The organism is Mesorhizobium sp. M0139 (assembly GCF_040322455.1).
Lineage (GTDB): Bacteria > Pseudomonadota > Alphaproteobacteria > Rhizobiales > Rhizobiaceae > Mesorhizobium.
This window is the reverse complement of sequence record NZ_JAMYTN010000007.1, coordinates 220,492-245,673: the sequence shown is the minus strand read 5'-3', so window position 1 is coordinate 245,673 and position 25,182 is coordinate 220,492. Positions and strand designations below refer to the sequence as shown.

The 25,182-nt window shown below is 61.4% G+C and carries 30 protein-coding genes and 1 pseudogene; 11 read left to right on the top strand and 20 right to left on the bottom strand.

The window, feature by feature from the left end:
* The first annotated feature begins 96 nt into the window (after window positions 1-96).
* The 5 genes from NKJ58_RS14570 (at window position 97) to NKJ58_RS14550 (ending at window position 6,640) form a co-directional block, all read left to right on the top strand.
* Window positions 97-2,436 (top strand): methyltransferase domain-containing protein, encoded by a 2,340-nt coding sequence (locus NKJ58_RS14570; protein ID WP_352518945.1) that lies wholly within the window; start codon window positions 97-99, stop codon window positions 2,434-2,436.
* A complete protein-coding gene (locus tag NKJ58_RS14565; protein WP_023684740.1) occupies window positions 2,433-3,503 on the top strand; it encodes a glycosyltransferase family 2 protein in 1,071 nt (356 codons plus the stop codon). The genes NKJ58_RS14570 and NKJ58_RS14565 overlap by 4 nt, the downstream gene beginning before the upstream one ends.
* A 97-nt stretch (window positions 3,504-3,600) precedes the next feature.
* Window positions 3,601-4,653: an acyltransferase family protein gene (locus NKJ58_RS14560; RefSeq protein WP_023715088.1), complete on the top strand. Its 1,053-nt coding sequence runs from the start codon at window positions 3,601-3,603 to the stop codon at window positions 4,651-4,653.
* 7 nt (window positions 4,654-4,660) lie between these two features.
* On the top strand, window positions 4,661-5,596 hold the full coding sequence (locus NKJ58_RS14555; RefSeq protein ID WP_050586865.1) for a class I SAM-dependent methyltransferase: 936 nt from the start codon (window positions 4,661-4,663) through the stop codon (window positions 5,594-5,596).
* Between the two features lie 21 nt (window positions 5,597-5,617).
* Window positions 5,618-6,640 carry a class I SAM-dependent methyltransferase gene (locus tag NKJ58_RS14550; RefSeq protein WP_023715087.1) on the top strand — a complete coding sequence of 341 codons (1,023 nt, stop codon included), beginning with the start codon at window positions 5,618-5,620 and terminating at the stop codon, window positions 6,638-6,640.
* 26 nt (window positions 6,641-6,666) lie between these two features.
* Here NKJ58_RS14550 and NKJ58_RS14545 read toward each other — a convergent pair whose 3' ends face one another.
* The 3 genes from NKJ58_RS14545 to NKJ58_RS14535 form a co-directional block, all read right to left on the bottom strand.
* Window positions 6,667-7,452 carry a GGDEF domain-containing protein gene (locus NKJ58_RS14545; RefSeq protein WP_023684736.1) on the bottom strand — a complete coding sequence of 262 codons (786 nt, stop codon included), beginning with the start codon at window positions 7,450-7,452 and terminating at the stop codon, window positions 6,667-6,669.
* Window positions 7,453-7,845: 393 nt separating this feature from the next.
* Window positions 7,846-8,496 carry a hypothetical protein gene (locus NKJ58_RS14540; protein ID WP_023689083.1) on the bottom strand — a complete coding sequence of 217 codons (651 nt, stop codon included), beginning with the start codon at window positions 8,494-8,496 and terminating at the stop codon, window positions 7,846-7,848.
* A 447-nt stretch (window positions 8,497-8,943) separates the two neighbouring features.
* Window positions 8,944-9,456 carry a DinB family protein gene (locus NKJ58_RS14535; RefSeq protein WP_023684734.1) on the bottom strand — a complete coding sequence of 171 codons (513 nt, stop codon included), beginning with the start codon at window positions 9,454-9,456 and terminating at the stop codon, window positions 8,944-8,946.
* A gap of 68 nt (window positions 9,457-9,524) precedes the next feature.
* Between NKJ58_RS14535 and NKJ58_RS31490 the strand changes: the two are divergent.
* Together NKJ58_RS31490 and bluB are read left to right on the top strand one after the other, a co-directional pair.
* Window positions 9,525-9,611 (top strand): annotated as a pseudogene (locus NKJ58_RS31490) (glutathione S-transferase family protein); the annotation flags it as partial.
* Window positions 9,612-9,732: 121 nt separating this feature from the next.
* On the top strand, window positions 9,733-10,368 hold the full coding sequence (gene bluB, locus NKJ58_RS14530; RefSeq protein ID WP_352518943.1) for a 5,6-dimethylbenzimidazole synthase: 636 nt from the start codon (window positions 9,733-9,735) through the stop codon (window positions 10,366-10,368).
* Window positions 10,369-10,380: 12 nt separating this feature from the next.
* Here bluB and NKJ58_RS14525 read toward each other — a convergent pair whose 3' ends face one another.
* Window positions 10,381-10,578 (bottom strand): hypothetical protein, encoded by a 198-nt coding sequence (locus NKJ58_RS14525; RefSeq protein WP_023814921.1) that lies wholly within the window; start codon window positions 10,576-10,578, stop codon window positions 10,381-10,383.
* Between the two features lie 238 nt (window positions 10,579-10,816).
* On the opposite strand from NKJ58_RS14525, the gene ndk reads away from it, so the two are divergent.
* Window positions 10,817-11,239: a nucleoside-diphosphate kinase gene (gene ndk / locus NKJ58_RS14520; protein WP_023684731.1), complete on the top strand. Its 423-nt coding sequence runs from the start codon at window positions 10,817-10,819 to the stop codon at window positions 11,237-11,239.
* An 86-nt stretch (window positions 11,240-11,325) separates the two neighbouring features.
* On the opposite strand, the gene NKJ58_RS14515 is transcribed toward ndk, so the two are convergent.
* Window positions 11,326-11,781: a MarR family winged helix-turn-helix transcriptional regulator gene (locus NKJ58_RS14515; protein ID WP_352518942.1), complete on the bottom strand. Its 456-nt coding sequence runs from the start codon at window positions 11,779-11,781 to the stop codon at window positions 11,326-11,328.
* A 64-nt stretch (window positions 11,782-11,845) separates the two neighbouring features.
* Between NKJ58_RS14515 and NKJ58_RS14510 the strand changes: the two genes are divergently transcribed.
* Complete coding sequence (locus NKJ58_RS14510; protein ID WP_023684729.1) at window positions 11,846-12,322, top strand: cupin domain-containing protein; 477 nt, start codon at window positions 11,846-11,848, stop codon at window positions 12,320-12,322.
* Between the two features lie 3 nt (window positions 12,323-12,325).
* Here NKJ58_RS14510 and NKJ58_RS14505 read toward each other — a convergent pair whose 3' ends face one another.
* The 6 genes from NKJ58_RS14505 to NKJ58_RS14480 all read right to left on the bottom strand — a co-directional run bounded on the left by NKJ58_RS14505 (window position 12,326) and on the right by NKJ58_RS14480 (window position 17,503).
* Window positions 12,326-13,093 carry a YbaY family lipoprotein gene (locus NKJ58_RS14505; protein WP_023715085.1) on the bottom strand — a complete coding sequence of 256 codons (768 nt, stop codon included), beginning with the start codon at window positions 13,091-13,093 and terminating at the stop codon, window positions 12,326-12,328.
* Between the two features lie 69 nt (window positions 13,094-13,162).
* Window positions 13,163-13,636 carry a molybdenum cofactor biosynthesis protein MoaE gene (locus NKJ58_RS14500; protein ID WP_023684727.1) on the bottom strand — a complete coding sequence of 158 codons (474 nt, stop codon included), beginning with the start codon at window positions 13,634-13,636 and terminating at the stop codon, window positions 13,163-13,165.
* Between the two features lie 4 nt (window positions 13,637-13,640).
* Window positions 13,641-13,898, bottom strand: coding sequence for a molybdopterin converting factor subunit 1 (gene moaD / locus NKJ58_RS14495; protein ID WP_023673448.1), 258 nt, complete (start codon window positions 13,896-13,898; stop codon window positions 13,641-13,643).
* A gap of 1 nt (window position 13,899) precedes the next feature.
* Complete coding sequence (gene pgsA, locus NKJ58_RS14490; protein WP_023673449.1) at window positions 13,900-14,496, bottom strand: CDP-diacylglycerol--glycerol-3-phosphate 3-phosphatidyltransferase; 597 nt, start codon at window positions 14,494-14,496, stop codon at window positions 13,900-13,902.
* A 170-nt stretch (window positions 14,497-14,666) separates the two neighbouring features.
* A complete protein-coding gene (gene uvrC / locus NKJ58_RS14485; RefSeq protein ID WP_023715084.1) occupies window positions 14,667-16,742 on the bottom strand; it encodes an excinuclease ABC subunit UvrC in 2,076 nt (691 codons plus the stop codon).
* Entirely contained in the window at window positions 16,739-17,503 is a 765-nt protein-coding gene (locus NKJ58_RS14480) for an SDR family oxidoreductase (protein WP_023684725.1), read from the bottom strand. The genes uvrC and NKJ58_RS14480 overlap by 4 nt, the downstream gene beginning before the upstream one ends.
* A gap of 411 nt (window positions 17,504-17,914) precedes the next feature.
* Between NKJ58_RS14480 and NKJ58_RS14475 the strand changes: the two genes are divergently transcribed.
* A complete protein-coding gene (locus NKJ58_RS14475; protein ID WP_023684724.1) occupies window positions 17,915-18,565 on the top strand; it encodes an outer membrane protein in 651 nt (216 codons plus the stop codon).
* A 63-nt stretch (window positions 18,566-18,628) separates the two neighbouring features.
* Here NKJ58_RS14475 and NKJ58_RS14470 read toward each other — a convergent pair whose 3' ends face one another.
* The 3 genes from NKJ58_RS14470 to NKJ58_RS14460 all read right to left on the bottom strand — a co-directional run bounded on the left by NKJ58_RS14470 (window position 18,629) and on the right by NKJ58_RS14460 (window position 21,061).
* Window positions 18,629-19,225, bottom strand: a complete 597-nt coding sequence (locus NKJ58_RS14470; protein WP_352518941.1) for a glutathione S-transferase family protein — start codon at window positions 19,223-19,225, stop codon at window positions 18,629-18,631.
* A gap of 340 nt (window positions 19,226-19,565) precedes the next feature.
* A complete protein-coding gene (locus NKJ58_RS14465; RefSeq protein ID WP_023673454.1) occupies window positions 19,566-19,955 on the bottom strand; it encodes a hypothetical protein in 390 nt (129 codons plus the stop codon).
* Window positions 19,956-20,536: 581 nt separating this feature from the next.
* The gene (locus tag NKJ58_RS14460) at window positions 20,537-21,061 is read right to left on the bottom strand and encodes a DinB family protein (protein ID WP_348626027.1); all 525 of its coding nucleotides are present in this window, start codon (window positions 21,059-21,061) and stop codon (window positions 20,537-20,539) included.
* A gap of 62 nt (window positions 21,062-21,123) precedes the next feature.
* On the opposite strand from NKJ58_RS14460, the gene NKJ58_RS14455 reads away from it, so the two are divergent.
* Window positions 21,124-21,747, top strand: a complete 624-nt coding sequence (locus tag NKJ58_RS14455) for a TetR family transcriptional regulator (protein WP_031198064.1) — start codon at window positions 21,124-21,126, stop codon at window positions 21,745-21,747.
* A gap of 96 nt (window positions 21,748-21,843) precedes the next feature.
* Here the strand turns inward: NKJ58_RS14455 and NKJ58_RS14450 are convergent, their stop codons facing one another.
* From NKJ58_RS14450 to NKJ58_RS14425, 6 genes are all read right to left on the bottom strand, one after another.
* Complete coding sequence (locus NKJ58_RS14450; protein WP_023673457.1) at window positions 21,844-22,290, bottom strand: hypothetical protein; 447 nt, start codon at window positions 22,288-22,290, stop codon at window positions 21,844-21,846.
* Between the two features lie 202 nt (window positions 22,291-22,492).
* On the bottom strand, window positions 22,493-22,915 hold the full coding sequence (locus tag NKJ58_RS14445) for a VOC family protein (RefSeq protein ID WP_023684718.1): 423 nt from the start codon (window positions 22,913-22,915) through the stop codon (window positions 22,493-22,495).
* 70 nt (window positions 22,916-22,985) lie between these two features.
* A complete protein-coding gene (locus NKJ58_RS14440) occupies window positions 22,986-23,246 on the bottom strand; it encodes a MarR family transcriptional regulator (protein WP_023689095.1) in 261 nt (86 codons plus the stop codon).
* Window positions 23,239-23,463, bottom strand: a complete 225-nt coding sequence (locus tag NKJ58_RS14435) for a hypothetical protein (RefSeq protein WP_023689096.1) — start codon at window positions 23,461-23,463, stop codon at window positions 23,239-23,241. The genes NKJ58_RS14440 and NKJ58_RS14435 overlap by 8 nt, the downstream gene beginning before the upstream one ends.
* Before the next feature lie 192 nt (window positions 23,464-23,655).
* On the bottom strand, window positions 23,656-24,504 hold the full coding sequence (locus NKJ58_RS14430; protein WP_023673460.1) for a 23S rRNA (adenine(2030)-N(6))-methyltransferase RlmJ: 849 nt from the start codon (window positions 24,502-24,504) through the stop codon (window positions 23,656-23,658).
* Between the two features lie 7 nt (window positions 24,505-24,511).
* Window positions 24,512-25,126: a hypothetical protein gene (locus NKJ58_RS14425; RefSeq protein WP_023673461.1), complete on the bottom strand. Its 615-nt coding sequence runs from the start codon at window positions 25,124-25,126 to the stop codon at window positions 24,512-24,514.
* Between the last annotated feature and the right edge of the window lie 56 nt (window positions 25,127-25,182).

Below are 25,182 nucleotides of genomic sequence, written 5' to 3'. Positions count from 1 at the left end.
TTGCTTTACGAAACTCTCCCCCCACGTAGGTCAATCCATGATGTACATAACTCCATGGAGCATATTGTGCGGTCAAGCTTTGAGGGCTAACGTGCCTTGGGATCGGGAGGACGATCAAGCGATCTGTGCGCTGAAAACACTAATAACGGAAATCCCAAGTATATCCTCGCAGGGAATGGTGGAATCTTGCAGAATACACGAGGTGTATTGACGTTTAGGTCAGGTCAGCTTTGGAATAAGGCCAATTTTGGCTCTCTGTTCACAACGGCCGAACGACTGGGTCGGCTTTTTCCGCCTAGAGGTGATTCCTCGGCAACCAACGCCAGTGCTTTGTTTGCCGAAGCACCGCATCGCGGCACGCTCGCCCGAGGAAAATTCGTCCACCTGATCGACTACATGTGGTGCGACAGGCATGGCGTGTTCCTGAAGGGTTGGGCGCATGCACATGAGCAGCCGATCACGGCGATGTCGCTTTGCAGCGGCGATTTTCAGGCGCAGGTCACGGAGTTTGAGGACCGGCCGGACGTGCTGAACTTCTATCCGCATCTTCCTTCCACCAAATGCGGGTTTGCCGTCTATCTGGCGTGCAGTCCGTTTCGTCCGGTCAGGCTGGTAGCCGAGACGCCTGCGGGCTGGACCGAGGTCGACATCACGGCGCTGCCCGCAGAACACCCCCTTAACGCGCCGCTGCCCACCGTCGACAACGGCATGGCCGACTTCATCAACGAGATGAAGAGGGTCAATGGAACCGTCGTGGAAATCGGCGCCCGCGTCGTCGGACCCGCATCGTCGCTGCAGGCGCCACTGTTCAAGCCGGAATGCAAGTTTATCGGCGTGGACATCCACGCAGCGCCAGGTGTCGACGTGGTGGCGGACGCGCATTTCCTCGGCGACCATTTTGAGCCCGGTTCCATCGATGGAATTATGTCGTTTGCGGTCATGGAGCATCTGGCATGCCCGTGGCTGCTGGCGGCCGAGATCAACAAGGTCCTCAAGGTCGGCGGGCTGACGCTGCATTCCTTGCCGCAGGCCTTCCCCATACATGAAACGCCAAACGATTTCTGGCGCGCTTCGGATGAAGCGCTGAAGGTCCTGTTTTCGCCGGAGATGGGTTTCGAGATCCTCAAGGTCGGCATGTGCACGCCGCTCAGGATGTATGTGCATCCGGATTTCCGCGAAGGCGCCATGCATCAGTTTCCCCTATTCGACGGTATGGCCTCATCCTTCGTGCTGGCCCGCAAGACGTTCGATCTTCCGGGAGGCGCCGTCGCCTGGCCACTGCAGAAAAGCCAGTCCATCAAACACAGCCAAGCCTACCCCGCGCATGGCAGCGAAGCTGCGGCGAACCCGAAAAGCGACGCGGCAGCTTCGAATGGCGTGGTGTCGGAACCATCCAAGCCCGCGCCCCGACCGGAATGGGTTATGCCGGAAAGGACCAAGCTGCTGTTGTCGATGTTCGATGCCAGCGGCTTCGGCCTCGAAGTCGGCCCGAGCTACAATCCGCTGTTGCCGAAGTCTCGTGGCTTCAACGTCGAAACGATCGACCATGCCGACGCCGCCACCTTGCGCGAGAAGTACAAAGATAACGCATCGCAGATAGAAGAGGTTGACTACGTTTCGGACGGACGCAGCATCCTCGAGACCATTGGCAAGAAGAAGCGCTACGACTTCATCTATGCTTCGCACGTCATCGAACATGTGACCGATATTGTCCGCTTCATCCAGGATTGTGAAACCTTGCTGAAGCCGGATGGACGGCTGGTGCTGGCCGTCCCCGACAAGCGGTTCTGCTTCGACGCCTTGCGGCCGTTGTCTACGGTCGGGCAGGCGCTGCAGTCCTATTTCGAGGAGCGCAAGCGCCACTCACCGGCGGTTCTCTTCGACCAAGCCTTCTATGCCTGCTGTAAGGCGCAGCAGACTGTCTGGATCGAACCGACTCTCGACGATGTCGCCCTGATGCTGAGTGAAGAGACAGCAAAGGACCACTTCGACAAGTCACAGAAAAATCCGAACTACCAGGACGCTCACGGCTGGCAGTTCACGCCGACTTCGTTTCGCTATCTGGTCAAGAAGCTTCGCTCTCTCGGCTACATTAAGTCGGGCGAGATGGAATTTCACACCAACCCTGCAGGGAAACCGAACCTGCACGAGTTTTACATCACCCTTTCCAAGAGTGCGCCTGTCCTGACGACCTCAGACGTTGACCTCATCAAGCAGGCGGAGCAGGAACTTCGCGGTCTCTTCGTAAGCCCTCAAGAGATGGTGACGAGAAGCCAGGTCGAGGCGCTCGAGCGCGACGCCCAGGCAGCGCGCCAGCAGATCGAAAATGCGAACCGGCAGATCCAGCTGCTGACGGTCAGGAACGATGCCTTGCTGCATTCGACATCGTGGAAGGTAACAGCCCCGCTACGCTATATTAGGTCGGTGTTCCTATGATGCACGTATCCCCCAAATTTTCGAAGCTCGCCTCGAAAAAAGCCCCCACGGTGGTGGTCGTCATCCCCTATTACAACGGGTCGGCGTTCATCGAGAGGTCCGTCAGAAGCGTCCTCAACCAGACGCTTCGGCCTGATGAATTCATCGTCGTCAATGACGGTTCGACGGCCACCGAAGCGGCATTTCTGCACAAGCTTGCCAGACGGCTGCATTTCAAAGTGATCGACCAGCCCAATGGCGGGCAGGGATCGGCCAGAAACACCGGCGTTCGCGCGTCGACGTCGAACTACATCAGTTTTCTCGATCAGGATGATTTCTATCGCGACACCCACGTCGAGGCGCTGGTGCGCGCCATTCCGTCTGACGATCCGCATCTGGGCTGGGTCTATGGCGACCTCATGGAGGCGGACGGAGCCGGCAATGTCCTGCGCACGGCAACCGTCAAGCGCCACAGCGCTCACCCGAAGCGCGACATTGAGCAGATGGTGGGCTTCGACATGCACGTCCTGCCCTCCGCGTCGCTGATCTCGCGAACCGCCTATGAAGCCGTCGGCGGTTTCGACCCTCAGTTCATAGGCTATGAGGACGACGATCTTTTCCTGCGCATTTTCCGCAGCGGATACAGCAATTACTTCGTCGATGAGCCAGTGACCGTCTGGTGCATTCGCCCCAACAGCACGTCCTACACCGTGATGATGTCGCGCAGCCGGTTTCGTTACTTCAAGAAACTCCAGGAAATGTTTCCCGACGACCGAAAAATGGTACGTTATTATTTTCGAGATTTGCTTATCCCCCGCTTCCATTCGCAATTCGTCCAGGACGCGATCCGGTGGGCTGTCCAGGAGGACAACCATCTTCCCGAACACAGGAAAGAGTTGGTCTCCATCTTCAACGGCTATGGGCGAGCGGTGTTCAGCAACAAATCGATACCTTGGCGTTTCAAAGCAAAGGTCTGGCTCGAGCGTCTGGTTGTGAACACCAATTCCAAAATCGTCATCCTTACGGCGATCAGGCTGGCCCAGGCCGGCCACGGCTTGCGCGTGTTCTTCACCCGGTCGCTGCGCTAGCCGATGATCCCGATTCACCTGTTTCAGCGCGGCACCATCATCACCAACATGGCAGTCATTCAAACAGCAACATAGAGCACGCACGGGGGCGTGGGGAATGCGGGAGCGGGTAAGGTCTATTCAGGGTCTTCGGGCCTTGGCGGCAATGCTGGTATTGTTCTGCCACGCGCCGCACAACCTGTGGTTCTTCAGGCTCGGCTATTCGGGAGTGGATTTATTTTTCGTCGTAAGCGGTTTCATCATGGTGGTCAGCACCGGCAATCATACCGGCCCACGGGCTTTCAAGCTGTTTTTGATCAACCGCTTCGCGCGGATATGGCCGGTCTATGCAGCCACCAGCGTCGCTATGGCGATTGCTTTCTGCATAATAGGGACAGTTGCACCTCAAGATGTGGCAGCACGGCTGATGAACGATCTGACATTTCAGCCGGCATGGAACAATCCGCCTATCAATGCCCCGGGTTGGTCGCTTACTTTCGAGGTCTTCTTCTACGCGCTTTTCGCCTTCAGCCTGCTGTTCGGTCGCTGGCGTTATCCGCTGCTACTCGGGACGATGGGGACCTTTCTGCTGCTTGGCGGCCAATCGGCCCGAACGGACGGTCTATGGGGTTATGTCGCGCTGGCGACGAACCCGGTGTGCGGTTGCTTCATCGCCGGAGTTCTCGCCGGTCTTGTCTATCGCTCCAAGTGGCGCGGCCCGCCACGTCCGCTGGCGGCATGCCTTCTGGCGGCGTTTGCCGTGCTGACTGGGTATTTACTATTTTTCAGCATCCGCGAATTCAATCATGGTCTCGTCTGGGCAGCAGCGTTTGGCGGCATCGTCATGTCCGTTGCGCTGATGGAGAAGCGCGCTCCGGTATGGGTCCCCAACTCATTGGTTAGCGTTGGGAACGCATCTTTCTCGCTGTATATCTCGCAATGGCTGGTTGTTGTCCCCTTCGCCGTTTACGCGCCACCGGTAGAGGGTACTCTGCAGATACTCATGTTGGCGTGCGCGTTCCTTCTGACGATCGCCGCCATATCAGCCGTAACATACCGGCTGCTGGAAACAGACCTTTCCTTGTGGACCCGGACCAGGCTTCATCGCTTCTTCCAGTCTGCAGATCGCGAACCTGCTGAAATCGCCGCCAGTTCCGTCCCCGCGCAGTGAGATACGAATGTTCCAGTTCCTGAAACCGCGTCCTACAGTCCACAGCCCGGCGACACCCCTGAGGCCAGTCACCGAAGACTGCGTCGACCGGCTTTCCCTCCTCGACGGTATACTGATTGCCACCGGATGGACCACGGGCGCCGACCCGGTAATCCTCTACGATGGCAAGCCGGTTCCCAACCAGGTCTGCGTGCGCTTTGCCCGCCCAGGCCTGGCAACAACGGCCCATGATGGCTTTCGGGTCGCCGCTCCCCTGGTCGACAGAAACATTGCCAACCAGAATGTCTCCGTTGGGTTCGACAATGGCAACCGGCTGAGGCGCTCGCCCAAACACGCGGAGACGTCGACGTCAATTCACGCCAGATTCTGCAAGGCGGTGGCCGACAGGCCAGGCGCGCCGCTGATAGAGATCGGCTCACGGGCCCGTTCCGGCAACACCTACCGGCACTTCTTTCCCGACTGCAGATATTTCGGCATCGACGTCTCGGCCGGGCCGAATGTCGATTTCGTCACCGACGCCCACACCATGGAAGGCGTGACCGAGACGTTCGACTTTGCCTTTTCCATATCGGTCTTCGAGCATCTGATGATGCCATGGGTCGCAGCGCACGCGCTCAACCGGGTGCTGAACGTCGGCGGCCTGGCCTTCATCCAGTCGCATCCAGCCTGGCCGCTGCATGAGGTGCCCTGGGATTTCTTCCGGTTCTCCAAGGAATCATGGTCGTCGATCTTCAACAAATTTACAGGCTTCGAAGTGCTCGACGCCGGCTATGCCCTGGAGGCGGCGATCGTGCCGGCAAACATGGAGAGCGGGCCGCTACAGACCTTTGACGAACACCCCACATTCCTTTTGTCGGCTTGCCTTGCCAGGAAGGTCGGACCTCCAACCGCCGACTGGGCCGCCGACCCGGCCACGATCTACAATCTCAACTACTCACATTGAAGCCGGCGGTCGGAGTGGGTCATGCTGAACAGGACTGAACTTTTGTTTTCAATGTTTGATCCCAAAGGCTTCGGCCTGGAAGTCGGACCGAGCTACAATCCGCTGTTGCCGAAATGCCGTGGTTTCAACGTCGAGATCGTCGATCATGCCAATGCCACGGCTTTGCGCGAGAAATATCGCGACAACGCATCACAGATCGAAGAGGTCGACTACGTTTCGGACGGTCGCAGCCTGCTCGAGACCATCGGCCAGGAGCAACGCTACGACTTCATCTTTGCTTCACATGTGATCGAACATGTCACCGATATCGTTCGTTTCATCCAGGACTGCGAGGTCCTTCTGAAGCCAGCGGGCCGGCTGGTGCTGGCCGTGCCCGACAAGCGCTTTTGCTTTGACGCGTTGCGGCCGCTGTCCACTGTGGGGCAGGCGTTGCAGGCCTATGCCGAACAGCGCAAGCGCCACACGCCGGGAATCCTGTTCGACCAGGTTTCGTATTTCTGCACCAAGGCCCAACAGGTCGTCTGGCTCGAGCCGACCTTTGATGACGTCGCCTTGCTGCAAAGCGGCGAAGAGGCAAAAAACATGGCCGAAGCCGTGCAGGTCGACAGGGCCTATTATGATGCTCACGCGTGGCAGTTCACGCCGGCGTCGTTCCGATTTCTGGTCAAGAAACTTCGCTCCCTCGGATACATCAAATCTGGCGAGATTGCGTTCCACAAAAACGAGCCGAGCCAGTTGCACCTGCACGAGTTCTATATCAGCCTGACGAAGACCGCTCCGGTTCTGGAAGTCTCCGATGTCGATCTGTTCAAGCAGGCGGAAGCGGAACTGCGCGAAATTGCTGTGGACCGGGGCGGGTTGCATTTGAACAGTAAGGCCGCTGCGCTGAGGCATCAAATCGACGCCGTGAACCAACAGATCGAAGCGGCAAACTGGCAGATCCAGCTACTTGCGGCGAGGAACGAAGCGTTGCTGCACTCAACATCGTGGAAGCTGACGGCACCGTTGCGCTATGTCAGATCGGCGTTGCGGCGATCCGCCTGATCGGGTCTGCAGCCGACCGAAGTATCCTAATGCAACGTCGGATCACCGGCGAGCAGGCTGCGCGGCCCGGTCGTTTCGAAACTGACCTGGTCGCGGCCGTTGGACTTGGCCTTGTAGAGGTGCCGGTCGGCCGTCAGGAACATGTCGGCATAGGTGGTGGGTCCGCTGAAGGCGACGCCGCCGATGCTTACCGAGAGCGGACAGGGCCGCCCATCCGGGGCAAACTCGACCTCGCGGATGCGCCGCCGGATCCCCTCGGCAACCAGCCAAGACTGCGACGGGTCGGCGCCGGGCAGGAAGATGGCGAACTCCTCGCCGCCGATGCGTCCGACGATGTCGGCGCCGCGCAGCTGGGCCTTGATCGTCTGCGCAATAAGCTTGAGCGCCTGATCGCCGCAATCGTGGCCCAATCGATCGTTGATGGTCTTGAAATGATCGGCGTCGACGATCAGCAGGGCGCCGGCATCGACGACGGCCTGGCTGCGCGCCTGTTCGAGATAGGCCTCTACCAGCATCGAAAACGCGCCGCGGTTGAACACCGCGGTCAGGCTGTCGGTCGCCGCGACGATGCTCAGATTCTTCTGGGCGATCGCCAGCTGGCGCATCTTGTACATCAGGAAAGAGAAGAACGATCCACCCAGCACGAGCGGCAGCAACAGGTCGGTGAGCTGCGCCCAGCGCAACGCTTCGGGCGACAGCGACGGAAAATTGTAGGAATCGACAAGGAAGGCCGCCGCGATACAGATCGCCGTGCCGACAACCGTGACTGCTATGACCCTGCCCAAGCTCGTGGGCGAAAGATCGACCCGCATGCCATTTCTCCCACTGTGTTCGCCATTTTGCAGCGGGAACACAAATGAAACCCTAAAATCTTACCTGCAATTCGAATGTGGTTAACCAGAACAATTCCAGGAAAGTGTGAGCAGCTTTCCCGGGAGAAGCGCGTGGGCGCTTTCCCTGAGAATTACCAAGACAAAGGGATAGCGCGTTTCACCGTTTCCGTTAAACGATAAAAAGCTCCGGCAATCGAAAGGCGCGATCGGTTGCCTTGTGAGTGGCGACAAAAAGCCCGCCACTTGCGCGGCGGGCTTTCCGACTGGCCGGAGGCTTCTCGTCAGCGCATGTCCCTCGGGAAGTCTGGGCCATGCGGTAGGAGAGTGCCGTAAAGCCTCACGGCTGGCTCGACACTCCCGGCGAAACCTGTCTCAGCGACGCGAGATCATAAGGCATAGCTGCCGCAGATCGCTGTCGTAGGTGCCCTCGCTGGCGAGCACATCGACGCAGCGCTTCTTCATACGTGTCAGCTGGCTGTTCGACATGCTGGCGACGATACCGGGTGTCCCAGGGGTGCCTGGTGTTCCAGGAGTTCCTGGAGTGCCGGGGGTACCGGGCGTGCCCGGCGTTCCGCCAATGCCGACGCCGACACCGACGTTGATGCCGCTGCCGACGTTGACGCCGACACCGGCATTGATACCTCCGCTGCCGCCGACCGTGGCCCCAACACCGGCATTGATGCCACCGGCTCCGCCGACCGTCGCGCCAGCGCCGGCCTTAATGCCGCTGCTACCGCCGACTGAGGCGCCGAGGCCTGCTGTAACGCCGCTATTGCCGCCGACCGTTGCGCCAGCACCCGCCTTGATACCGCCGCTGCCGCCAACCGAGGCGCCGGCACCGGCCTTGACCCCGCCGCTGCCGCCGATCGAAGCGCCAACACCGGCATTGATGCCGCCAGCACCGCCGATAGATGCGCCGACACCGACGCCAATTCCGCCGCCTGCATTCGCCGGAGCGGCAAAAATGACGATAATTGCACCCGCCGCCAGTGTTCTAGCGATTTTTTGAGTGATATTAACCATGACACTCTCCTTGTTGCCGTTCTGCTTTGTGCATTGCAACATGCCAGCAAACCAAAGCAGACATATGCTTATGCACTCACAGCTACGCACGAGTCTTCCTTATAGTTTCTTTATTTTTTCCAATAATAAGGTTTGTAGTTCTCAAGGCGTGCACTGGTCTGCTAAAAAAAAATATGTTTTTGCTTCAACATTTAAACTTTGTTTAATTCTCTAAACAGAAATCCCACCGGAGTTGGAGCGGGTTGTGGCTGCGGCGGCCTGGAGCCGAAGGCCCACAAAAGGCGGGCCACCGACAGCCCAGCCACCTGGCCCCGTCACCGGGCAGCGTTGTGCCGACAGGGTCCTCACAACCCGGCTGGAATTCAGAGCTGGCGTCGGGGATGGATGGTCGGCGCAAATGTACCGGTAACGCTCCCGTGCGTTTAAACGGGAAGCGCGGTCAGGAGATCAGGCGTAGGCGCGGCCTTCGTCGGTGCGTTGGAAAAAGGCTAGGTCGAGCTGCACCGAAGGCCGGCCGAGAATGGTCAGGATGGCGTGCGCCTGGCCGCGGTGATGGGTCTGGTGGTTGAAGACGTGTCCCAGCGCCGGCGCCAGCCGCTGCGAGACGGTGCGCATGTCGGAAACGGTCATGTAGGAGAAGCGGCCGGACAAAGCCTTTTCGGTCAAACCGCCGACCCAGTCGACGATCCGCCTGTCCTCGGCCTCACGCGCCAGCTTCAAGCCAGGCAACGCGCGGTGCAGGATGGCGTCGAGTTTTGCCGGCGCGTCGCCCTCGCCGGTGAAGCGTTTCATCCAGATGCGGTCGGTGGCCAGCAGATGGTTGAGCGTGCCCATCATCGAGCCGAAAAATGCGCCGACATCGCGGTTGAACTCTTCTTCCTCAAGTGCGGCGACGGCATCGTAGATGCGGCCATTGGCCCATTGATTGTAGGCCGCGAACATCATGAAATGCTGTTTCATCTTTTTCCCGCCGACGAGTTCCGCTTCAGCCGCAGGCGACTAATTAGACCGCGAGGGCGCAGCCGCCAATGACCATTCTGTTCAATGAACTCGTCGGACACGACGCGACCCGTCCGTTCAGCCCGCATTGCTGGAAGGAGGCGGCGGCAGCAGCTTAGGGAGTAGGCAGTAGGCAATAGGGTCCGAGCGCTGTACTGCCTACTGCCTACTGCCTACTGCCTACTGCCTACTGCCTACTGCCTACTGCCTATTCCCCACACAAGTCTCCTGATCGCCATGCCACCACCCCCCGATTTCACCGATGATTTTCGCGCCGGGCTGGTCACGCTGCTGCGCTGGCGCCGGGATGTGCGGCGCTTCGAGCGGACGGCTTTGCCCGAGGGTACGCTGGAGCGGCTGCTGGAGCTTGCCAGCATCGCGCCGTCCGTCGGTCTCAGCCAGCCGTGGCGCTTCGTGGTAGTCGACAGCGCCGAGCGGCGGGGCGCGGTGAGAGACTGTTTCGAGCGCTGCAATGCCGAGGCGCTGGCATGCTTTTCGGGCGAGCGCGCCGCGCTCTATGCCCAGCTGAAGCTCGCCGGTCTCAATGAAGCGCCCTGCCAGTTCGCGGTTTTCGCCGACCGCACGACGCAACAGGGCCACGGGCTCGGCCGCATGACCATGCCGGCGACCATCGACTATTCGGCCGTCATGGCGGTGCACACACTGTGGCTGGCGGCGCGGGCGGAAGGCATCGGCATGGGCTGGGTGTCGATCCTCGACGCCGCCGAGATGGCCGTAATCCTGGACACCCCGCCTGAGTGGACGCTGATCGGCTATTTCTGCCTCGGCTATCCCAGCGAGGAGCATGAGATGCCGACGCTGGAGTGCGAGGGCTGGGAGCGCCGGCGGCCGCCCGTTGTTATCAGGCGGTAGTGATACTGACAGTCACTTCGCGCCGTCTTTGCCGACCAGCTTCACGCAGATCGGGTCGCCCTTCGGCATCGGCGTGCATTGCCATTCGGGGCCGAAGCCGAAGTTCGTATCTGTGCGGCGACCCAGAAAGAGCAGCAGAACAAGGCCCACGGCAGCAAAAATGCCGATAATCAATAGGCTGGTGGTAGGCCAGCGCGTCCCGTCAAACATGGTCCGATGTCTTTCCATTCCGCTGGTTTCCCTTCGAAACCGTGCGTGCCTGCGCAATCGCCATTTTCCCGCAAAGCCTTGCCTTTGACCACAGCGTTGCGAACAGCCATGCGGGCGGTCGCGGTCGAATAACGCTGCCGGGGCGCCTCCCCTTGGCAATGGGCCGGGCGGCTTGTATAGAGCCCGCCACTCCACATTCCGATCTCAAGACTTTCCATCTCAAGACAAGGACGACCCCATGGCGCTCGAACGCACCTTTTCCATGATCAAGCCGGACGCGACCCGGCGCAATCTTACCGGCGCCATCACCAGGATGCTGGAAGAGGCCGGCCTGCGCGTCGTCGCCTCACGTCGCGTGTGGATGAGCCGCCGCGAGGCCGAAGGCTTTTACGCCGTCCACAAGGATCGTCCGTTCTTCGGCGAACTGGTGGAATTCATGTCGTCGGCGCCGACCATCGTGCAAGTTCTGGAAGGCGAAAACGCCATTGCCAGGAACCGCGAAGTTATGGGCGCGACCAACCCCGCCAACGCCGCCGAAGGCACCATCCGCAAGGTCCACGCGCTGTCGATCGGCGAGAATTCCGTGCACGGCTCCGACGCGCCGGAAACCGCTGCTGAAGAGATCAAGTACTGGTTCTCGGACACCGAGATCGTCGGCTGAGCCGACGCGAACCAATGTATGCAAGAGGCCGGCACTTCGCCGGCCTTTTTCTTTGGTCAGGTCCCGGCTTCGGCTTCATGCCGCTTTCAACGGATGAGCGGCGTATCCCAGAGGTCGCCGAGCAGCGTTTTCAGCTCCGTGAAACGCTTCTCGCCCAGTTCCTCGGCCCATTCCCGTTCGACGTCGAGCAGGATGTCGGCCATCTTCTGGTATGCGGCGCGCCCGCGGTCGGTGAAGTGGACGACGGTCCCGCCGCTCTCATCGGGTGCCGCCGAGCGAGTGATATAACCCATCGCTTCCAGCGTCTTCAGCAGTTGATTCATGGCCTGCTTGCTCATCGCGGCGCGCTCGGCGAGCGCGCTCGGCCGAAGGCCATCCGGGCCGGGATATTGGATCACCGCCATATGCGGCGGGCTGAGGTCCTCGAAACCCGACGCCCTGAGACCCCTGATCAGCTTGCGGTGAATGGCCATGGCCGGAACGCGCAGCAGTGCACCGATCAGCGGTGGCTTCGTTGGCGGTTCTTCCCTGGATAATGGCATTGACACTCGGGTAAATCGAGTTTACTCATTTCGGTAAATCGGATTTACCACATGGGAGAGTGAAATGCTAGACAGAGCTAGCCAGATCAGCGTCAATCCGGCCGACGAGACAATCAGCCATGGCGGCCTTGCCGTGCGCTTCCTGCTTACCGGCGACCAGTCGAACGGCAGCATCGCCGCCTTCGAACTGACGGTCGCCGGCTCGCAGCGCCTGCCCGCCCCGGCGCACAGCCACGATCACTATGAAGAGACGATGTACGGGATCGAAGGCGTGCTGATGCTGACCGTCGACGGACACCGGCACGATATCGGGCCGGGCCAGGCGCTGTGCATTCCGCGCGGCGCGGTTCACCGCTTCGACAACGACACCGCCGCGACCGCCAAGGTGCTGTGCGTGGTGACGCCGGCGGCGATCGGCCCGGACTATTTTCGCGAGGCCTTCGCCATCTTCAGCACTGGCGGCCCGCCAGACCGCACCAGGCTGATGGACCTGATGCGCCGGTTCGGCCTGACGCCGGCGCCCCCGCCGCCGCAGTCTTGATTCTTAGCTCGCTGCGTTGAAGCGCAAGATATCGTGGCCGTCCTTGTCGGCGATGATCAGCTTGCCGCCATCGACACGGTATGACGCCGCCTTGGCGAGCGCCTCGAACAGCGCCTTTTCCTCGGCCATGATCTCCGGCGCGCAGGCCTTGTAGGTCGAGCCGATGTCGCTGATGACGATGGTCTCGCCATCGACCTTGGCGGTGGCGAAATAGGCGTTGCACGGGCCGCTGCCGCCCGCCTTGCCGGCTTCGCTGACCCGGAACGTCGCCTGCGGCTCCGAAATCACGCCGATACCGTCGATATATTCGACTAGCCAGCTCTGGCCGAACAGCGAGGCCGAGGTCGGCTTGTCGCTCGGCGCCACCATTTTCAGCACAATGGCGTGCGGCGCCTCGCTGAGCGGATCGACCTGATAGCGCGAGTCCGTGACGAACAGCAGCTTGTCGTCGGCGGTGATGCGCGCCTGCAGCGCATAGGTCATGTTGGGCCGGATCACCGTTGGATCGAAGCTGATCTCGAACTTGATCGGCACCTGGCCGGCCGGCGCCACCTTGCGCTCGCCGACAATGGCGGCCGGCGCATCGGCCAGCGATACATCGGCAAGTTGAACCGACAGCACGGCGTTGGGCGGCAGCGCGATGCGCTCGCGATACATCACCTCGCCCTTCAGGGTTTTCTCGGCGGCGACGGAAGGCTCGGGAACGGCCAGAACGCCGATAACCAGCGGCACAAAACCGAAGACGAAGAATTCGGCGATCCTGTCCAGCATGCCCTTGCTCCCTTTTTGCCGATGCGATTTGGCCAAGGGAATGCGGTCAATACATGGCTGCGCCGAGATTTATTCGGGCCGCGCCTTCCAGCGCGCCGCAGCCTGGTCGTCGGCGTCCTTGGCCTCGACCCAGCCGCCATCGGTGCCGTCCACGCGGTGCTCCTTCTTCCAGAAGGGTGCACGCGATTTCAGGAAATCCATCAGGAAATTGGCCGCTTCGAACGCCGCCTGCCGGTGCGAGGACGCCGCCACCACCAGCACGATGTTTTCGCCCGATGCGATCTTGCCGTGGCGATGGATGACGGTCAGGCCTTGCAACGGCCAGCGCTGAAGCGCCTCGCCGGCGATCCGGCTGATTTCTGCCTCGGCCATGCCTGGATAGTGCTCGAGTTCCAGCGCCGACAGCTGGCCCTGCTCGTCGCGGCAAAGTCCTGAGAAGGACACCACGGCGCCGATGTCGGCGCGACCCCCGGTCAGTTTCGCGATCTCGGCGGCAACGTCGAAATCGTCGCGCTGGATGCGCACCGTCGGCGCGCCGGACATGGTGTCAGCCCCCGGTCATCGGCGGAAACAGCGCGATCTCGCGCGCGCCGGCTATCTTCTCGCGATGCTCGACATGTTCCTGGTTGATGGCGACGCGGATCACATCAGGATATTGCAGCGCGTGCTCATATTCCTCGCCACGCGATTTCAGCCAGCGCAGGAGGTCGGCCACCGTCTCGATACCGGCGGGCAGTTCGACATCCTCTTCCGGCTTGCCGATCCGTTCGCGCACCCAGGCGAAATAAATGAGCCGGGTGATCATCTCACTCGTCCATGATGTGCTTGAGGCCGGCGCGGAAATAGTCGTAGCCGGTGTAGAGCGTGACGAGGGCTGCGATCCACAGCAGCACCAGTCCGGTCTGCGTGGTCAGCGGGAAGATCTTGTCGCCGGCAGGCCCAGCCAGCAGGAAGGCGATGGCGACCATCTGGATGGCGGTCTTCCATTTGGCGAGCTGCGTCACCGGCACCGAGACTTTCAATGCCGCCAAATATTCGCGCAGCCCCGAAACCAGGATTTCGCGGCACAGGATGATGATTGCCGCCCACAACGACCAGCCTGCGATGCCGGCATGGCGGTCGGTGTCGGCGGCGAGCAGCAGCAGGCAGGTGGCGACCAGCAGTTTATCGGCGATCGGATCCAGCATCTTGCCGATGTTGGACGTCTGCTGCCAGGCGCGCGCCAGATAGCCGTCGAGATAGTCGGTGATCGAAGCCAGCAGGAAGATGATCAACGCCGACCAGCGGGCGAAGTCGCTCGATTTCAGATGCCCCTCGAGAAAAAAGCACAGCACCACCAGCGGCACCGCGACGATGCGGGCATAGGTAAGCATATTAGGCAGGTTGAACGCGCGCTTGGCCATATCTCAGGGACTCTTTCTGCCTGCGTACTCAAATCAGAACCGGATGTAGGGGGTCAACAGGCGAGATTCGATTGGCCAGACGAAAATAGCGCGCGATTGCCGGGATTCGAGTGGCCTGCGAGAAAAGAACGGCTGCTGCCATTTGATCGGGACAGCGGCGTCACCGGCGCTCAGCTCTCATGGAAATGATTGTAGACGAGCTTGGCGACCTGCTCTGAAATACCGTCGACCTTGACCAGATCCTCGACTGCCGCGCGGCTGACCGCCTTCGCAGTGCCGAAGGCCAGCAGCAGCGCGCGCTTGCGGCCGGGACCGATGCCGGCGATCTCGTCGAGCGGGCTCTTGACCAATTCCTTCTTGCGCCGCGCGCGGTGCGAACCGATGGCGAAGCGATGCACCTCGTCGCGCAGCCGCTGGACGAAATAGAGCACGGGATCGCGGACGGGCAGCGAAAACGAGTCCCTGCCTCTGACGAAGAAACGCTCGCGGCCGGCATCGCGGTCCTGGCCCTTGGCGATGCCGATGGCCGCCACGCGATCCTCGATGCCGAGGTCGGCGAGGATCTTGCGCACCGCGCTCATCTGGCCCTGGCCGCCATCGATCAGGATGACGTCGGGCCAGGCCGGGAAGCTGCCGGAGATGTCTTCTTCGATGTCGTCGCCTGCTCCACCGGCTGCCGCGTCGTCGGGAACGACATCGCCATGTTCCTTCAGCAGCCGCGAAAAGCGCCGTTCCATCACCTCGCGCATCATGCCGAAATCGTCACCGGGCGTGATCTCGGTCGAGCGGATGTTGAATTTGCGGTACTGGTTCTTCACAAACCCTTCCGGCCCGGCGACGACCATGGCGCCAACGGCGTTGGTGCCCATAATATGCGAATTGTCATAGACCTCGATGCGCACCGGCGGCTTCGGCAGGCCGAAGGTCTCGGCAAAGCCGGCGAGTAGCCGGCCTTGCGTGGAGGTTTCGGCCAGCCGGCGGCCGAGCGCCTCGCGGGCATTCTGCAGCGCGTTGTCGGTCAAATCCTTCTTCTCGCCGCGCTGCGGCACCGAGATCGACACTTTACGGCCGGCGCGGGTGGACAGCGCTTCGGCCAGCAGTTCCTGATCCTGGACGCCTCGCGACAGCAGAATGTTCCGTGGCGTCGGCTTGTCGTCATAGAACTGCGCCAGGAACGAGCCCAGCACTTCCGCCCCCTCCAGTGCCGGATCGGCCTTGGGGAAATAGGCGCGGTTGCCCCAGTTCTGGCCGGTGCGGAAGAAAAACACCTGGATACAGACCTGGCCGCCCTCCTGATGGATGGCAAAGACATCGGCCTCGTCGACCGTGGCCGGGTTGATGCCCTGATGGCTCTGCACATGGGACAGTGCAGCCAACCGGTCGCGATAAATGGCGGCGCGCTCGAAATCGAGCTCCTGCGAGGCCTGCTGCATGGCGGCAGAGATTTCGGTCTTCACCTTCTGGCTGCGGCCGGACAGAAAATCCTTCGCCTCGCTGACCAGCTCGGCATAGTCGCCATGCGAGATTTCGCCGGTGCAGGGACCGGCACAGCGCTTGATCTGGTAGAGCAGGCACGGCCGGGTGCGGTTTTCGTAAAAGGAGTTGGTGCAGCTCCTGAGCAGGAACGCGCGCTGTAGCGAATTGATGGTGCGCCCGACCGCGCCGGCCGACGCAAAAGGTCCGAAATAGTCGCCCTTGCGCGAGCGCGCACCGCGATGCTTGTAGATGCCGGGCGAGACGTGATCGCCGGTCAACAGGATGTAAGGGAACGACTTGTCGTCCCGCATCAGCACATTGAAACGCGGCCGCAAGCGCTTGATGAGATTGGCCTCGAGCAGCAGCGCTTCGATTTCGGTGCGGGTGACGACGAACTCCATCGTCGATGTCTCGCGCACCATGCGGCCGATGCGGGCGGTGTGGAACCGGCCTTGCGCGTAGTTGGTCACCCGCTTCTTCAGGCTGCGCGCCTTGCCGACATAAAGCACGTCGCCGGCAGCGTTCATCATGCGGTAGACGCCGGGCGCATTGGGCAGCCGCTTGACCAATGTCTGGATGACCTCGGCGCCGACCATGCCGTCGGCGTCGCCGGCATGCGGCGCCCAGTCTATCGCTGTGAAGGCGACATCGGGCCCGGTGGCCTCGGGCTCGACGATCTCCTCGACCGCTTCATCCTCAAGCTCGATGTCAGGCGGCATATCGTCGGCGGCGCCGGCGCGCGTCTTGTGTTTCTGGTCTGCGGGACTCATTCCACCATGCCTGTCACATCCGGCGTCTGCCATGCAAGATGCTGGCCGCCGTCGAGCGCGATCATCTGGCCGGTCACCGAGCGCGCCTCCCAGAGATAGCGGATGGTGGCGCCGAATTCGGCCAATTGCGGGCCGCGCTTCAGAATCAGGCCATCGACCTGCTTTTGGAAATCATCATCGTCCTGGCGCGCATTCTTCAGCGCCGGACCGGGACCGATGGCGTTGACGCGGATGCGCGGACCGAGCGCCTGTGCCAGCATTTCGGTCTGCGTCCACAGGGCCGACTTCGACAGCGCATAGGAGAAATAGCGCGGCGTCGGCCGCCAGACGCGCTGGTCGATGATGTTGACGATCAGCCCCTCCTGCCCTTGCGGCAAGGCGCGGGCGAAGTTTTGCGCCAACAGCGCCGGCGTCTTCACATGGATGGCGAAGTGAAGGTCCCATGCCGCCCAGTCGAAGTCCTCGACGCTATCGTCGACGAACAGCGACGCATTGTTGACAAGAAGCGTGACCGGGCCGAGCGCTGCCGCGGCGCGGCCGACGAGATCGCCAACCGCATCCATGTCGGTCAGATCGGCGGCTACCACGCCGGCGCGGCCGCCTCCGTCCCTGATGCTCGCAGCCAGCGCGTCGGCCTCGGCGGTCGAGCGGTTGGCGTGGATGGCGACGGCAAAACCGTGCGCGGCCAGATCCTCGACGATCGCCTTGCCGATCCGCTTCGCCCCGCCCGTCACCAGCGCCGTTCCGGCGGCTTCGATCATCTGTCAATCCTCAATCTGCGCCTCAATTCGGCTAGCGGCACATTGTGACGCGCCCAGGGGTTAAATGCCGTTTCCACCTGGGGCAGGAATGTGGCGAAACGGCTTTTTCGCCGCCGGCACCGCCCCGGATTCGGGTCGGCAGGACCGCAATATAGGACGCTGAACCCGTTGCACCAAGCCGAGTGCAGTGCAGCATCGCCTGCGTACTGACATTTCGCTGTTGCGAAGATGCAACGTCAAGCTTCGGCCTCATTCGTGCCGGGGAATGACCCATTTTCAGGTTCGCTGCCGCCGCATTTTGACACGACATTCGGAACCGTTGAGTGCCAGATCCGTTTCACCCCCCGGACGGGTTGATGGCGCTCAGGACAAACAAGCCTACGTGTCTTGTGGCTTAAGGAGTAAACAACAATGCAAACCAATCTCAAATTCGCGCCGCTCGCGGTTGCGCTCGGGCTCTTCGCCCTCAGCGGTACCGCTTTTGCTGCCGATGTCGTCTCGGAAGAGCCCCCGGCGCCAGCCCCGATCGCCGAGCTCCCCGTCGCTTCCTGGGCCGGCCCGTATGCCGGTCTCAGCGCCGGCTACGGCTTCAGCGGTCATGCCAAAGTCCACGACGGCGGCCCCGACATCAAGACCAAGGGCTTTGTCGGCGGCGTTTTCGGCGGCTACCAGTGGCAGCAGGAAAACTTCGTGTACGGTGCTGAAGCCGATCTCGGCTACAACGGCGTCAAGGGTGACAGCGGCGGCGTCAATTCCAAGGGCGGCTTCGAAGGCTCGCTGCGCGCCCGTCTGGGTTACGCCGTGACCCCGGAAATCCTGCTGTACGGCACCGGCGGCGGCGCCCTGAAGAACCAGAAGGTCTCGGTCCCCGGCGACAGCGACAGCAACACCATGCTCGGCTGGACGGCCGGCGTCGGCACCGACATCAAGATCACCGACAATGTGTTCGGCCGTGTCGAGTACCGCTACACCGACTTCGGTTCCAAGAGCTTCGACAGTGTCGGCACCAAGGTCAAAGAGAGCGACAACCGCGTCACCTTCGGCGTCGGTATGAAGTTCTAACTGTCGTTCAAGCCACGACACAAGAAAGCCGGGCCTCGCGCCCGGCTTTTTTTGTTTCGCCCGTCAGGCCGGCACAGCCACCTTCAGCCCCGGAAACTTCTCATCGAAACGCGCTGCCCAGCGGGTCAGGCGGCCGCGGCCCTTTTCCCATTTGCCGGCGAAGCGCAGAGAGAGGTAGCCGAGGCAGGCACGCAACGCCAGCTGGCCAAGCGTGATCTTCTTCGGCAGCTTCGGCGGATTGGCGTTGAGGAAATCGAGTGCGGCGGTGATCTTGGTCCACTGGCGATCGAGCCAGGGTTGATAGACCATCTCCTCCGGACGCGTGCGCCGCTCATAGACCATCGACAGCGCGCAGTCGCATATGCCGTCGGCCAGCGCCTCCAGCACTTCGGCCTCGAGGCGCTTGTCGGCCTTGCGCGGCAACAACAGGCTCTTCGAAGCGCGGTTGAGATGCTGAGTGATCGCGCGGCTGTCATGGATCGAGCGGCCGTCGTCGAGCACCAGCACCGGAATCTTGCCGAGAGGATTGGCTGACATCAGTTCAGCAGGCTTGTCCTCGGTCTTGACCGGCACGAGCTCGACGGCAATGCCGGCATGGAGTGCTGCCATGCGCACCTTGGAACTGTAGGGGGATGAGGACGCGTAGAGCAGCTTCGGCATGATCGGTTCCCTGTTTTCGGACGGCCAGTGCATGTCGCTCAAAAATGCGATTCCGGTCTTGAGAACGACGCGCGTAAAACAAAGGTCTAGAGCGTGTCGCCTGAACCCCATCGAATGCGACCGCCTTAGTGTTGGCCGATCTTCCCTGAGGGAGCAACTGCCAGAAGGGCAAAACCAGGCGGCCAATCCGCCGACAATGAAATCGCCATGCATGTCTCACAGAAGTGGCGTCAATTTCGAGAGAACGACATGCATCAAAACAAGACCTAAATCACAACAAAAAAGCTCCCGGGAATCTGCCAGTCGGCAAAGTTCCCGGGAGCTTTGAGATGGACCGCTGTTACTTCTTCTTGGCGGCTGGCTTTTTGGCCGGTGCAGCCTTCTTCACAGCGGCCGTCGACTTGGCGGCGGCGGCCTTCATCGGAGCCTTGGCGGCGGGTTTTGCCGCTGCCTTGGCTGCCGGCTTCTTGGCGGCGGGCTTGGCTGCTGCCTTCGCAGCAGGCTTCGCCACAGCCTTGGCGGCCGGCTTCTTGGCGGCGGGTTTCGCTGCTGCCTTGGCGGCGGGTTTTGCTACTGCCTTAGCTGCCGGCTTTGCCGCTGCCTTGGCAGCCGGCTTTGCCGCTGCCTTCGGTGCTGCCTTCTTTACTGCTGCAGGTTTCGCGGCAGCTTTCGGTGCCGCTTTCTTTGCCGGCGCTTTCGCCGCCGGCGCCTTCGTCGTGGTCTTTGCCATGCGATGCCCCTTGCGTTTGTGCCGATGGCCGTGAGTGACCCGGCGAGCTAATGCATATCTGACTCGTGCGTATCTAGCCAGCGAAGCATTACATAGAATTTTGCAGATTAAGTTTCGGTTACGCTGAGAGCATGATCGCAATGATCGGCACAGAAATCGGCAAAGAATCTTCCCGCTTCGCAGCGAACTATTGCGAGAGAAATCTCTGATATCGCGACTCACACGATCTTCTCGTCAAGCTCACATTCTCTTGCAACGCCGTCGATCTCACGCGGTCATCGGCGGCCTATCGGATGGCAACAATCATCGCACCGCAGAGGCTGATCTTGCTTCATCCCCACGGTTGCAGGAACAGCACTAAACTAAACGCGAGCTTTTTACTCGTATATTGCGAGTGGGTGGACGGAAGCCAGGAAAGACAGCACTTGAAGGGACAGCCTGTTGTGTCGGACGTCTCCCCGACGAGAAGGGAGATCGCCAGCTTCGGCGCAAGAGATGCCAAACGGAAATGGGAAACGAAAGATCGGGGAATCCTCCTCCCGGGAAGCCGCGATCCCTTGGAAGCCAAGGGGTGCAGGCCCCTAAGCGCCAACCCGCTCGCGCACCTGCAGCCGGCGCAAGGCTCGGCGTGATGGAGGTGGACGGCAACCGTATCCCACGGCGGCGCAATGCCGATCCGCATCAGGATCCGCCCGATCTCGCCGCGGTGATAGCCGCCATGCGTGACGACATGTGTCAGCATCCTGGAGTGACATCATCGCCCTGTCGTCGTCGGTGAAGGTGAAAGGCACAGGCTCTGGCATGAGCTTTGGCGAGACGGCTTCGATATAGTCGAGATACCAACGATCCATCGCAGCGACATCAGCGCTCAATTCATCGAGTGCCGGTGTGTCCTCGGTGTTTTCGGACGCATAGCCATGACGCGTGCCGGAAAGATGCGCGGCGAATATCTTCGATACGACGAGGTTGTGGTTGATGAGACGGGTCGCCGTGTGGCGCTGATCGACATGCTCCTGCTGGTCGAGGCCCGCAAGCTTCTCCAGCAATTCACCATTCGCCCAGGCTTGATAAACGAAGAGGCTGCGGAGCAAATCCAGCGCGTCCATGGTCTGTATCCTTTGCAAGAAATGTGAGTATGTTGTCTATATTCTTGGCTGCTGGAGCAGACATGTCTACTCGCATTGCAAAGCCGCGCTCACGCATGCGCAAGCAGCCGCGCCAGGCGCGTTCGAGAGCGACGGTCGAGGCGCTCATCGAAGCCGGTGCTCATGTTCTGAGCGCGCTCGGCTGGGCCGGCTTCACCACCAACAAGGTGGCCGATGCGGCCGGCGTCAGCATCGGCTCGCTCTATCAATATTTTCCCGACAAGCTGTCGCTGGTCGAAGCAATTCGCCGGCGACATTTCGATCAGGTGCTGTCGGTGATCGCCGAATCAGCAGAAGGCGACAAGCCGCTCAAGCGATTCGCGCAGGAGCTGGTGCGCGGCATGATCGATGCGCACAGCATCCATCCGACGCTGCATCAGGTGCTGCTCGACGAGGCGCCGGGCGATCGCGGCTCACGCGCCGCCCATGCCTCGTTCCAGTCGCGCTATCTGGATCACTACACGGCGGCGGTGGCGCAATATCGCAGGCGCAGAAAGGACAATGAGACCGTGGCCCGGGTGCTGTCCTCAGCGGTCGAGGGCGTCATCCACAATGCCGCGCGGCGAGACATGCTCGACGCGCCGGAGCTGCAGAAGCAGTTGGTCGAGCTGATCTGCGCTTACGTGTCTGGTGGGAAGGCGGTGTGAGGCAGCGGCAGCAGTTCGGAGATTGGCGAAACCGGAGCGACATCAGATCTCCCCCTTGCGGGAGATGGCAGGTTCAACGGCGGTTCTTATCCGACCTTAGCGCAGGACGCGGCAGCGGCCGTTGTAGACCATCCAGCGGTCGAAGCCCGAGACGCAGAATTCGACATTGTCGCCGATCGAGGCAAAACCCTGGCCTTCCTCGATCAAGTACCAGATGGTGCGGGCGCGGCCATCGGAAAGGCTGACGGTGGCGCCGCAATAGCGGCGGCCGATCGGCCATTCTTCGCTGGCCGGGAGATAGCGATGCTGGTGGATGCGCTGGAAATCTGTGATCGAAACATCCGGCAGATGCGGCACGTGATGCACCTGGTAGGAGAAGCGGCTGGAGATCTTGCTTAGCACCCAGGCCTCGCCGCAAACGCCGCTGTCCTCGTCGGAATAGACGGAAAGGTCGGCGGCCTGTGCTGGCTGGCCGAGGGGTGCGGCCAGCGGCGTGCAAAGCGAAATCAGGGCAGCAAGAGCGGATTTGGCAAAGCGAGTCATGGCAGCCTCTCAAAGGTCGACTGCGCCCACTTTGCGGATTCGGCGGCGCGCGGTCAAGCGGTCGCGCTGCCGATGGTTTCCCGCTCCGCAACCGGTTTCTCCGGTGCGAAGCTGCGAAACCACGTCCTGACCTTTGAAAAAGCTCGCCTTGCCCATTAGGAAAAGCGGCCTGCCCATGGCCGGCGGGCCGCCGAAACCCGGTTCAGCCTTGCTTGGCGTCGCCCTGCGGTATGGCGGCCGGGTCCATCCACATCGCTTCCCAGACGTGGCCGTCAGGATCGGCCAGGCTACGATTGTACATGAAGCCATAATCCTGCTGGGCGTTGATGTCGGCGGCGCCGCCATTTTTAGCCGCCGCCTCATTCATCGCATCGACCGCCGCGCGGCTGTCGCAGGACACGGCCAGCATGACCTCGCTCGAGGTGGCCGGTGGGATGGGGCGATCGGTGAACTGACGCCATTTGGCGTGGGTGAGCAGCATGACGTTGATCGTTTCGCTCAGCACCATGCAGGCTGCGGTGTCGTCGGTGAAGTGCGGGTTGTTGTCGAAGCCGAGGGCTTTGTAGAATGCCATCGACGCAGCGAGATCGGCGACGGGCAGATTGACGAAGATCATACGGGGCATAGGGTCTCCTTGACAGTACACACTTGAAACCGGACCGGCGTTTCGCCGGACCATCCTCCGATGCCTTCTCTCAACGCACCGGTTTTGCTTTGCCGCGCACCCTCTCGGTCTGCGCCTCCTGCATCGCTTCGACCTCTTGATAAGCCGAGCAAAAACTGCATCTCGGCCGCCGAATATTCTCCAGCAATGCGGCGCCCGCCTCGAGGATCGGATGGTAGCAGCGCCGGACGAGTTCCTCGGTCTTCTTGCCCGCCGCGACCATGACCTTGCGCCTGTCATCGGGATCCGGCTGGCGGCTGACGAAGCCGCGCTTTTCCAGCCGGTCAATCAACGTCGTGACCGCCGCCGGCGTGAGATTTGTCTCCCTCGCTACGAGGTTTGCCGGCCCCGCCGGCCGTGATTGATCGCACCGAGACACAGCGGCGCTCGGCAGCGCTCAGCACATAGATTTCGGCGACGGTCCCATCGAACGTTTCGACGGCATCCTGCCAGCGCGACATCGCGAAGCCTATCGCGTTGACCAGTTCCTCTTCTGTCGATCTTGGCATTCGATTCGAAATCTAATAATTAGATATCTATCTCTCGGATTCTGGGATTAGCGTCAACGCCGAGCCGATTAGATGTGCATCTCCATGGTTTCGGTTCGTTGAACACAGCTGAGCATTCGCGGATGGCGCCACCGTCAAAACCTCTAGCGACTTTGTGTCTTTGCCGCGGGCGTCGCCCGCTGCGAAGCGTCGCTACTCCCCGGCCAGCCATTCCAGCGACCAGTGCGCCGGCTTTTCGACCGCCAGCAATCTGTGCAGGACCGGCAGCACGATGCGCAGTTCGCGCTCCAGCGTGAAGGGCGGGTTGACCACCACCATGCCGCTGCCGTCGAGGCTTGGTTCACGCGATGCCGGCCGGATCTCGAACTCGATGTCGAGCAATTTTGGGACGCCGGATTGCTTGAGCGCCTTGCGGAAGGCGATGATCGCTTTGCGATCCTTGATCGGATACCACAGCGCGTAGATGCCACCCGGCCAGCGCCTGTGCGCTTTCTGCATGCCGTCGACGAGGCGGTCGAATTCGCCGGCTTCCTCGAACGGCGGATCGATCAGCACCAGGCCGCGCTTTTCCTTTGGCGGCAGATGCGCGCCAAGCGCCAGCCAGCCGTCGAGTTCGATCACCCTTGTCTGGAAATCGCCGGCAAACAGCGTCTTCAGCCTGGCGGCATCTGCGCCGTGCAGTTCGATCGCCGACAACCGGTCCTGCTTTCGCATGAGGTGCCTGGCGATCAATGGCGAGCCCGGATATTTCTTCACCCCGCCATCGGGATTGAGCGAACGCACCGCTTCAAGATAGGGGGCAAGCAGCGCAGCCGCCGATTTTTCGATCGGGGCGTCGATGAGGCGGCCGATGCCGCCTTGCCATTCGCCGGTCTTTTGCGCTTCCGCCGACGAAAAATCGTAGCGGCCAATGCCGGCATGAGTGTCGAGGACACGGAACGCCTTGTCCTTCTGCTTCAGATAGTCGAGCAGAAGGCTGAGCACGACATGCTTGACGACGTCGGCGAAATTGCCGGCGTGATAGGCGTGACGGTAGTTCATGCCGCGCTCATGTCGAGGAGCCTCTGCCCCAACGCGGCGGTGGCGGCTTCGAGTTCGGGTTCTCCGGCCGGCGACCGCCGAAAGCCAGAGTAAGCAGGAAGCCGATCAGGCCGACGGCCATCAGCCCATAGCCAACCGGCCGTGCGCGTTGATCGATCTCACCGGCGCCGGAGCGCAGTATCAGATCCACTGCGCGTATCGGGATATCGTCGGCGTCGCCCGGGCCGGCGGTGAAGAGATAGGCGCCGGGACTGACGGTTTCGATCACGCCGGCCTCGTCGCGAAAGATCTTGTCGGGCAGTTGCGGGCTGACCTGGCGCGGATTGTCGGCGTGGTTGAATTGCAGCGTCGAGGCAAGCACCGTGCGGCCGGCTGTGGCGGCAGTCAGCGTCAGCACAGTGCGCTGCTGCGAGACAATGCGCTCGGCCCTCGCCGTCAGGTCGACCAGCACTCTGACCGGCGCGTCGCCAGCTTTCAGCGTCACCGTCACAGGCCTAAACCGTCCCTGGTCGTAGACGCGCCAGGCGCCGATCTCGTGGCCGGAGAAATTGCTCATGGCCCAGGGATACACGAAGCCAATGGCGGCGCCGGCAAGCAGTATCAGGACAAACAGAAAGCGCATTGAGGAGATCCGGGTGTTCAACAGATTGCCAATAACGCCCCGAAGGCCAAAAAGCG

What these genes read in the sequence shown, in the direction of transcription:
- ndk (WP_023684731.1), top strand. Translation starts at nt 10,817, where the DNA reads ATGGCGCTCGAACGCACCTTTTCCATGATCAAGCCGGACGCGACCCGG.
- NKJ58_RS14475 (WP_023684724.1), top strand. Translation starts at nt 17,915, where the DNA reads ATGCAAACCAATCTCAAATTCGCGCCGCTCGCGGTTGCGCTCGGGCTC.
- NKJ58_RS14565 (WP_023684740.1), top strand. Translation starts at nt 2,433, where the DNA reads ATGATGCACGTATCCCCCAAATTTTCGAAGCTCGCCTCGAAAAAAGCC.
- NKJ58_RS14455 (WP_031198064.1), top strand. Translation starts at nt 21,124, where the DNA reads ATGTCTACTCGCATTGCAAAGCCGCGCTCACGCATGCGCAAGCAGCCG.
- NKJ58_RS14435 (WP_023689096.1), bottom strand. Translation starts at nt 23,463, where the DNA reads ATGCCAAGATCGACAGAAGAGGAACTGGTCAACGCGATAGGCTTCGCG.
- NKJ58_RS14505 (WP_023715085.1), bottom strand. Translation starts at nt 13,093, where the DNA reads ATGCTGGACAGGATCGCCGAATTCTTCGTCTTCGGTTTTGTGCCGCTG.
- NKJ58_RS14555 (WP_050586865.1), top strand. Translation starts at nt 4,661, where the DNA reads ATGTTCCAGTTCCTGAAACCGCGTCCTACAGTCCACAGCCCGGCGACA.
- pgsA (WP_023673449.1), bottom strand. Translation starts at nt 14,496, where the DNA reads ATGGCCAAGCGCGCGTTCAACCTGCCTAATATGCTTACCTATGCCCGC.
- NKJ58_RS14470 (WP_352518941.1), bottom strand. Translation starts at nt 19,225, where the DNA reads ATGCCGAAGCTGCTCTACGCGTCCTCATCCCCCTACAGTTCCAAGGTG.
- uvrC (WP_023715084.1), bottom strand. Translation starts at nt 16,742, where the DNA reads ATGAGTCCCGCAGACCAGAAACACAAGACGCGCGCCGGCGCCGCCGAC.
- NKJ58_RS14450 (WP_023673457.1), bottom strand. Translation starts at nt 22,290, where the DNA reads ATGACTCGCTTTGCCAAATCCGCTCTTGCTGCCCTGATTTCGCTTTGC.
- NKJ58_RS14500 (WP_023684727.1), bottom strand. Translation starts at nt 13,636, where the DNA reads ATGTCCGGCGCGCCGACGGTGCGCATCCAGCGCGACGATTTCGACGTT.
- NKJ58_RS14460 (WP_348626027.1), bottom strand. Translation starts at nt 21,061, where the DNA reads ATGGACGCGCTGGATTTGCTCCGCAGCCTCTTCGTTTATCAAGCCTGG.
- NKJ58_RS14430 (WP_023673460.1), bottom strand. Translation starts at nt 24,504, where the DNA reads ATGAACTACCGTCACGCCTATCACGCCGGCAATTTCGCCGACGTCGTC.
- NKJ58_RS14445 (WP_023684718.1), bottom strand. Translation starts at nt 22,915, where the DNA reads ATGCCCCGTATGATCTTCGTCAATCTGCCCGTCGCCGATCTCGCTGCG.
- NKJ58_RS14560 (WP_023715088.1), top strand. Translation starts at nt 3,601, where the DNA reads ATGCGGGAGCGGGTAAGGTCTATTCAGGGTCTTCGGGCCTTGGCGGCA.
- NKJ58_RS14510 (WP_023684729.1), top strand. Translation starts at nt 11,846, where the DNA reads ATGCTAGACAGAGCTAGCCAGATCAGCGTCAATCCGGCCGACGAGACA.
- NKJ58_RS14425 (WP_023673461.1), bottom strand. Translation starts at nt 25,126, where the DNA reads ATGCGCTTTCTGTTTGTCCTGATACTGCTTGCCGGCGCCGCCATTGGC.
- NKJ58_RS14480 (WP_023684725.1), bottom strand. Translation starts at nt 17,503, where the DNA reads ATGATCGAAGCCGCCGGAACGGCGCTGGTGACGGGCGGGGCGAAGCGG.
- NKJ58_RS14535 (WP_023684734.1), bottom strand. Translation starts at nt 9,456, where the DNA reads ATGAAACAGCATTTCATGATGTTCGCGGCCTACAATCAATGGGCCAAT.
- NKJ58_RS14545 (WP_023684736.1), bottom strand. Translation starts at nt 7,452, where the DNA reads ATGCGGGTCGATCTTTCGCCCACGAGCTTGGGCAGGGTCATAGCAGTC.
- bluB (WP_352518943.1), top strand. Translation starts at nt 9,733, where the DNA reads ATGCCACCACCCCCCGATTTCACCGATGATTTTCGCGCCGGGCTGGTC.
- NKJ58_RS14550 (WP_023715087.1), top strand. Translation starts at nt 5,618, where the DNA reads ATGCTGAACAGGACTGAACTTTTGTTTTCAATGTTTGATCCCAAAGGC.
- NKJ58_RS14465 (WP_023673454.1), bottom strand. Translation starts at nt 19,955, where the DNA reads ATGGCAAAGACCACGACGAAGGCGCCGGCGGCGAAAGCGCCGGCAAAG.
- NKJ58_RS14525 (WP_023814921.1), bottom strand. Translation starts at nt 10,578, where the DNA reads ATGTTTGACGGGACGCGCTGGCCTACCACCAGCCTATTGATTATCGGC.
- NKJ58_RS14540 (WP_023689083.1), bottom strand. Translation starts at nt 8,496, where the DNA reads ATGGTTAATATCACTCAAAAAATCGCTAGAACACTGGCGGCGGGTGCA.
- moaD (WP_023673448.1), bottom strand. Translation starts at nt 13,898, where the DNA reads ATGATCACCCGGCTCATTTATTTCGCCTGGGTGCGCGAACGGATCGGC.
- NKJ58_RS14515 (WP_352518942.1), bottom strand. Translation starts at nt 11,781, where the DNA reads ATGCCATTATCCAGGGAAGAACCGCCAACGAAGCCACCGCTGATCGGT.